Consider the following 6,004-nt stretch of genomic DNA (forward strand, 5'->3'; position numbering starts at 1 on the left):
ACATTGCACTTTCCTAATAGAAAGAAAAAAACAGCGTCATTCTTAAAAAACGCGCTGTTTATCACACCGATTACTTCCGCGGATTTAGCCGGCATCCGGCACGGCGATCAAAAACATCAGATCCCGCTGATTCTCAATTCCCTGACCTTCAAAGAAATCATACATCGTCCAGTTGTAGTAAAACCGTTCAGCACCGTAAACGGTATAGCCGTCCTGGTTGTGATCTGTCGTGTCGTAAGGATCGGCGACGATCAAAACGTCGTCCTGCGTCGTTTCCGTGCCCAGGGTATCATAGCCGATCACGACCTGCCAGTGTCCGCCCCAGTCATTCCAGGCAACCATCACCGGCGTTCCCGCCTTTAACAACGTTTCAAACCGTTCCAGCGGGAAGGCTTCTGCCAACTGATCGGCCGGATAATCCAGACTGCTTTCCAGCTTAAAGCCGCCGGTCTGTTCAAAGATCGTGATCATCGATTCCATGTCCGTCGCTTCCGGCGTCAAACCATTGCTTCGCATTTCAGCGAGTGTCCGTTCCGTTTGTTCGCCCAGCTGATCGTAATAATTTAAAACCAGCAGCGCGGACACCACCCCGCAGGACCATTCCGACGTCTGCTGCATCGTCTGGAAGTGCGGCAGAATCGTCAGCGACGCCGTGCTTTCCGCATTGTAAAAATCAACTGTGGAGAAATACGGCGAATCCGGATGATCGCCCTGACGTTCAACTGAATCCGCTCCGGCTTCCGGATCCAAATCATCACGGTAAGCCAGTTTCATCTGATCCGTAAAGTTCCCGCCAGATCGGGCTGGCCTATCTTCCGCGGAGACCGACGGCGAAGGCGCGGCCGAACAGCCCGCAATGAAAAGCAGTGCGCAAAGCACAGTCAATAATTTTTTCATAAAATGATTGTTCCCCTTTCAAAATAAAAAACAAAAACAGTTCTTTTCGTTTCTTCAATTTTCTTCCGGTACGCTCCATGCGCTCAGGATAGAAAGACAAGACGATGGCTTTTAGCCGCTTGGTGATTGCGTGTCACAGAACTTCTTTCAAAGCTTCAAGCTTTGGCATCAACAAGGGTAACCCTGTTTTAATTTCGGCGTTTGACCCGGCTGTCCGAGGCCTGTTCTTCGTGGAACATCAGGTCAGGCGGCCAGTTGTTTCCTCCTGGCAATGACGTGGACTTCATCATTCAAAATCAACGGGTGTGATCGTCTGTTTTCCCATCCCTCCTTCGCTTCAATCACGAAAAAATTATATCAAAAAAATTCGTCAGCGCAAGCATAAATTTAATAAAGTGAAATCGTTAGTTTAGTATTACTAAACTAATAAGCAATTTTCTGTTCCGCCGGCATTCTGATCGCCGATCTGCGCGATCTTCCGCTGAAAATGAACGGTTTCCGCGGTTTCCAATCCAAATGAAAACTGCCGTAAACTCCGGCAGCTTTCTGCTTTTCTATCATTTTTTCATGAACCAGGTTCGCAGTCCCAGCTGGGAGATGCCGCAGGGAATCATCCCCGCCTTTAACATCCGCAGCACGGATTCCTGATCAAACCAGGCCGCTTCTTCGACTTCATCCGGATCAATCGTGATGTTCTCTGATTTCGCAGTTCCCGCGTAAACATAAACAAGCTGATCCGACATCCCATTACTCGGATAAAACTGACATAGGAGTTCAGTCGCTTGAGTTTCGATCCCCGTTTCTTCGACAACCTCGCGGATCGCCGCAGAGCACGGCGTTTCGCCAGATTCCGCTGACCCGGCCGGGATTTCCCAGCCTTCTTTGCCGGTCGGATAACGCCAGCTGCGGATCAAAAGAATCTGACCGCGCGCGTTTTCCACCACCATCCCGGCTGAAGGGTGCGGATAATGCAGGACCGTGTAGGACAGCTTCCGGCCATCAGGATATTCTGCTTCATCCTGAAAGATCTGAATCCACGGATTTTTCAGGACACTTCTTCGCTTTTTACGAATCAATTTCATTCCCGGTGTTCCCGCGGTTCAGTACAGCTCGATCTGCACGATCTTACCCAGCTTCTTGAGATTCTCAGCCATCCGTTCGATCATCCGGATTTTTGCCCGCAATGAGATCGTCGAATAGGCTAACTGGCGGTGCGCCGGATTATCGGAACGGCCGACCATGAACACGATCTTCGTGCAGTCCTGTAAAAACATCTTTGTCAGCAAGATCGCGCCGTCTTCCTGCTTCGTCAGCAGAAACTGTTCGTAAAACTGCGGCGACTGCGCGCATTCGTGCAGATAGTCATTCGCTTTCTGCAGCGTCAGCACTCCTTCGGTCACTAAATCCAGCCCTTCAATATAGGCCATCGGCGGGACATCCGACGAAAGCGACAACAGGTTTTCGATCTGGATTTCCTTGCCCGTAATGCGGGAAACGATATTGGACGTCGTCCCTCCGCAGCAGATTTTCTTCCCGGTCGCGCTTAACAGGCGGCCGACCACCTTGCGGTCGTCCTCCGGATGTTCCGGCGGTCCGACCATTACGCGGGCCTCCGTGGCCGGCACGATCTTGGCCGTCGCCACCGTCGAATCATCGCCCGGCTGGCCCTGATACAGATCGTTGACACAGGCCAATAAAATCCGCGTGACCTCGCGGGCCGGATCGGTTGAACGGCAATATTCCGTCAAATGCTTTTCGACATCGGCATGATCCCAGCCGAAGTTCAAAAACGTCCCGACCCCGGCATGGATGATTCCGTCGGAGAACACGACGATGAAATCGTTCGGCTCTACTTGGAAGCTGCTTTCGCGGATCCGCCGCTGCCCGATCACGCGCGTTGTCCGCTGCAATTCGATACAGTTTCCCCTGCGCATAATCACGGCGGCGGGATTATCGAATTCAATCAGATGCGCCGTACCGTCGTAATAAATCTGAACAATGGTAAATGTGGAGTATGCGATGCCGCGCTCCTGACATTGCGGCAGCGTTGCGGTGATCGTGTCGACCGCTTCCTGCAGCGTCGCGCCTTCCGCCATCATCTCGCAGATGATCGTGCTGGTCAGCGTGGACAGAATGTTCGCTTTGACTCCGCTGCCCAGACCGTCGGCCAGCACCAGGATGCAGAACTGGTCGCAGTAGCGGATCGCCACCTTATCGCCGCACAGTTCCTCATTCTTTTTGATCAGCGAGGAAAACGACGTTTCAACATGGATTTTTTCCTCAATCATCTTCATCCATCGCTTTCATCAGCCGTGTTAAGGCGACTTTGGATTTCGCCGTCGTTTCGCCTAACAGACTGGCAATTTCCTGAACGACGCGCATCTGATCGTCGATGACGGTCTGCGCGACCTCCGCCGTTTTCATCTGCATCTGGCGGATGACCTTTTCCTTGGTTTCCTCCACCGTCAGATCCATTAAGATCAAGATCACATAGCGGTGGTCTTCAATCGAGATCATCGCATGGTTTAAGATTTTATGATATTGCGGATATTCGCAGCGGTAATACTGGACGCCGACGAAATCCTGAAGCAGCTCATGCAGACCCTGATCCGGCAGGATCGACTCGACCGGCATGCCGATCGGATCAATTTCCTGCAGGTTCATCATGTTCAGCGCCGCCGGATTGATCTCGCGCACGCAGTTATGCTCGTCCAAAACAAGAATTCCGTTCGGTGTATTTTCGATGATCAGGTTGGAAATCGACTGTGCGTGCTCGAGCGCGTAAGGCAGGCAGAGCTTCGGATCCGCTTTGCCTTCCAGCACCGCGATCGCTTTGGCGCGGCAGCTTTCATAACCGCAGGCGCCGCAGTCCAGCTCCTTTTCCTTCGACGTCTTGCCCATCAAAAATAACATGTCCTTAATTTCTTCTTCGGTGTGCGATGTGCGTTCAACCGGATCGGCCTGCCACGCTGCGCGCAGATTCGCGGGCAGCTCAGCTTGACGCACCTGATCCTGCGGATCCATGTTGCGCCGGATCGCGCTGCGGGCTCTCCATTCGCTGTGATCGACATGGCATAACAACGGGCCGCCCAGGCAGGACTGTTCGCAAGCCGACAGCTCGAAGAAATAGCCTTCCATGTGGCCCTGGGCAATTGACTTCAGCGCGTCCTTGACGCGGTCCATGCCCTCCGCACTGACCCGCTCATACACCTCGTCCGAGCTGCTTAAGGTCCGGATCACACCGCCGGGAGTCGGATACATCCGCACCGTGCTGGTCTTCATCGTTTCCCACCGGATTTCCTCCGCTTGTTCCTCAGGCTCATCCACCGGCGCTTCTTTCAGCCAGGCGGAAAGATCCGGCATCGTCAGCACGGCGTCGACCGCGCCCGCAAAGCGTGGATCGGCGGCTTCCTTCTGCTTCGCAATACACGGCGTCAGAAACACCGTCTTCACGCCTGGATAGCGTTCTTTTAAATCATAGCCATGCGCGATCATCGGCGACACGACCGGTGCGAGCTGATCGATCAGTTCTGGAAAGTTTTTCTCCACATAGGTGACGACGGCCGGACAGCACGTCGACAGGATGTTTTTCATCTGATGTTCCTCAATCAGCTTCATATACGCCTGGGAAACCAACCGCGCGCCGACCGCGGTTTCTTCGACCACCTGAAACCCGATTGCTTTCAGCTGCCGCTTCAGCCGCGGATAATCCGGCCAGACCGAAGCGAACGAGGGGGCGATGCTTAACGCCAGCGGCTGACCCTGGGCGATCCATGCGCGGACCTGATCGCCATCGCTGTGAACCTTTTTCGCGCTGTGCGGACAGATCGCGTAGCACTTACCGCACAGGATACACTCGTCTTCAAGAATCGTAGGCTGATGATTCTGATATGTCATCGCCTTGGTGGGACAGACGCGCACGCAGCGCAGGCAGTTGCGGCAGTTCGCCTCGGACAGCTGGATGTAGCTCATGCCAAAGCCGCCGTAATTTCCTGCTCGAGCACTTCTCTGACATTATGCAGACCGACGCCCAGCAGCTGCTTGCCATTCACGCGCAAACCCAGGCCCTGAGTGCAGACCTGCATACAGAAAGCCCCTTTGACATTCACCTGGTCTTCCCAGCCTTTTTCTTTGATCAATTCCTGCAGAATCGTGACGACTTCGTTGCTGCCCTTAACGTAACAGGCGCTTCCAATACAAACTTCAACAGTGACCATGTCGCTTCTCCTTTTCGCTTATTTTCGATGCATCGGCACGCCGGTAAAATCAAAGCTTTCCACCGATTCCTCAATCGTTTTCTGATTGCCGATATTTTCTTTCGCCATCCGGCCTTTCGCGACCATCGGCGGTTCGATGACCGCCGGTCCGGCGATGCAGCCTCCCGGGCAGGCCATGCCTTCCAGAATGTTGCCGGTAAACTTGCCGAACTTCATCAACGTCAGCTGCTTCTTGCATTCCATGCAGCCGTCGGCGTAGACGCCCACCGGCGCGGCCATCGCTTTTTCCTTTGCGACCTGCGCGACCGCCTTGCCGACGCCGCCGCCCTGGGCGAAGTTGCGGCCGAAGATCGACGGATAGTCTTCCTCTTTCGCTTCGACTTCCGCCGGATTGATGTGCTTAGCGATCATCATCGCTGCGACTTCCTCAAACGTCAGGACATAATCGACAGCCGTGAAGGATTCCATCGCTTCCTGCTTTTTCGCCAGGCACGGACCGATAAAGATCACGCCGTGATCCGGATGGTCTTTTTTCAGCTTGCGGGCCAGCGCCATCATCGGCGATACGACGGTCGACATATTATTTTCATAAATCTGCGGGAAGTGCATCTTCGCCAGGTTGACAAAGGCCGGGCAGCAGGAGGTGGTCATCGGCACGCCGGCTTCCATCTTTTCCGCCAGCTCCGCCTGTTCTTCCCACGCGACGGCGTCCGCCCCCAGCGCGACTTCGTAAACTTTTTCAAACCCCAGCAGCTCGATGCTTTTCTTGATCTGCGGCAGGGTGGCGCTGTCAAACTGTCCCTGAATCGCCGGGGCGACGATCGCGTACATCGGCGTTCCCATTTTTAACAGACTGACAACCGGCACAACCCACGACATATCCTCAATCG

The 6,004-nt window shown here is 54.0% G+C and carries 6 protein-coding genes; all 6 read right to left on the bottom strand.

The window, feature by feature from the left end; translation table 11 throughout:
- Window positions 1-84 precede the first annotated feature (84 nt).
- Entirely contained in the window at window positions 85-897 is an 813-nt protein-coding gene (locus HOLDEFILI_RS11430) for a papain-like cysteine protease family protein (RefSeq protein ID WP_006059859.1), read from the bottom strand.
- Between the two features lie 557 nt (window positions 898-1,454).
- Window positions 1,455-1,979: an NUDIX hydrolase gene (locus tag HOLDEFILI_RS11435; RefSeq protein WP_006059862.1), complete on the bottom strand. Its 525-nt coding sequence runs from the start codon at window positions 1,977-1,979 to the stop codon at window positions 1,455-1,457.
- A gap of 18 nt (window positions 1,980-1,997) precedes the next feature.
- Window positions 1,998-3,185, bottom strand: coding sequence for a SpoIIE family protein phosphatase (locus tag HOLDEFILI_RS11440; RefSeq protein WP_039864882.1), 1,188 nt, complete (start codon window positions 3,183-3,185; stop codon window positions 1,998-2,000).
- Window positions 3,178-4,869, bottom strand: a complete 1,692-nt coding sequence (locus tag HOLDEFILI_RS11445; RefSeq protein ID WP_006059864.1) for a [Fe-Fe] hydrogenase large subunit C-terminal domain-containing protein — start codon at window positions 4,867-4,869, stop codon at window positions 3,178-3,180. Before HOLDEFILI_RS11445 ends, HOLDEFILI_RS11440 begins: the two co-directional genes overlap by 8 nt.
- Window positions 4,866-5,114: a (2Fe-2S) ferredoxin domain-containing protein gene (locus tag HOLDEFILI_RS11450; RefSeq protein ID WP_006059865.1), complete on the bottom strand. Its 249-nt coding sequence runs from the start codon at window positions 5,112-5,114 to the stop codon at window positions 4,866-4,868. Before HOLDEFILI_RS11450 ends, HOLDEFILI_RS11445 begins: the two co-directional genes overlap by 4 nt.
- Before the next feature lie 18 nt (window positions 5,115-5,132).
- A partial coding sequence (locus HOLDEFILI_RS11455; protein WP_006059866.1) for a [Fe-Fe] hydrogenase large subunit C-terminal domain-containing protein occupies window positions 5,133-6,004 on the bottom strand: 872 nt, incomplete at its 5' end.

Source organism: Holdemania filiformis DSM 12042 (assembly GCF_000157995.1).
GTDB classification, from domain to species: Bacteria; Bacillota_I; Bacilli_A; order Erysipelotrichales; family Erysipelotrichaceae; genus Holdemania; species Holdemania filiformis.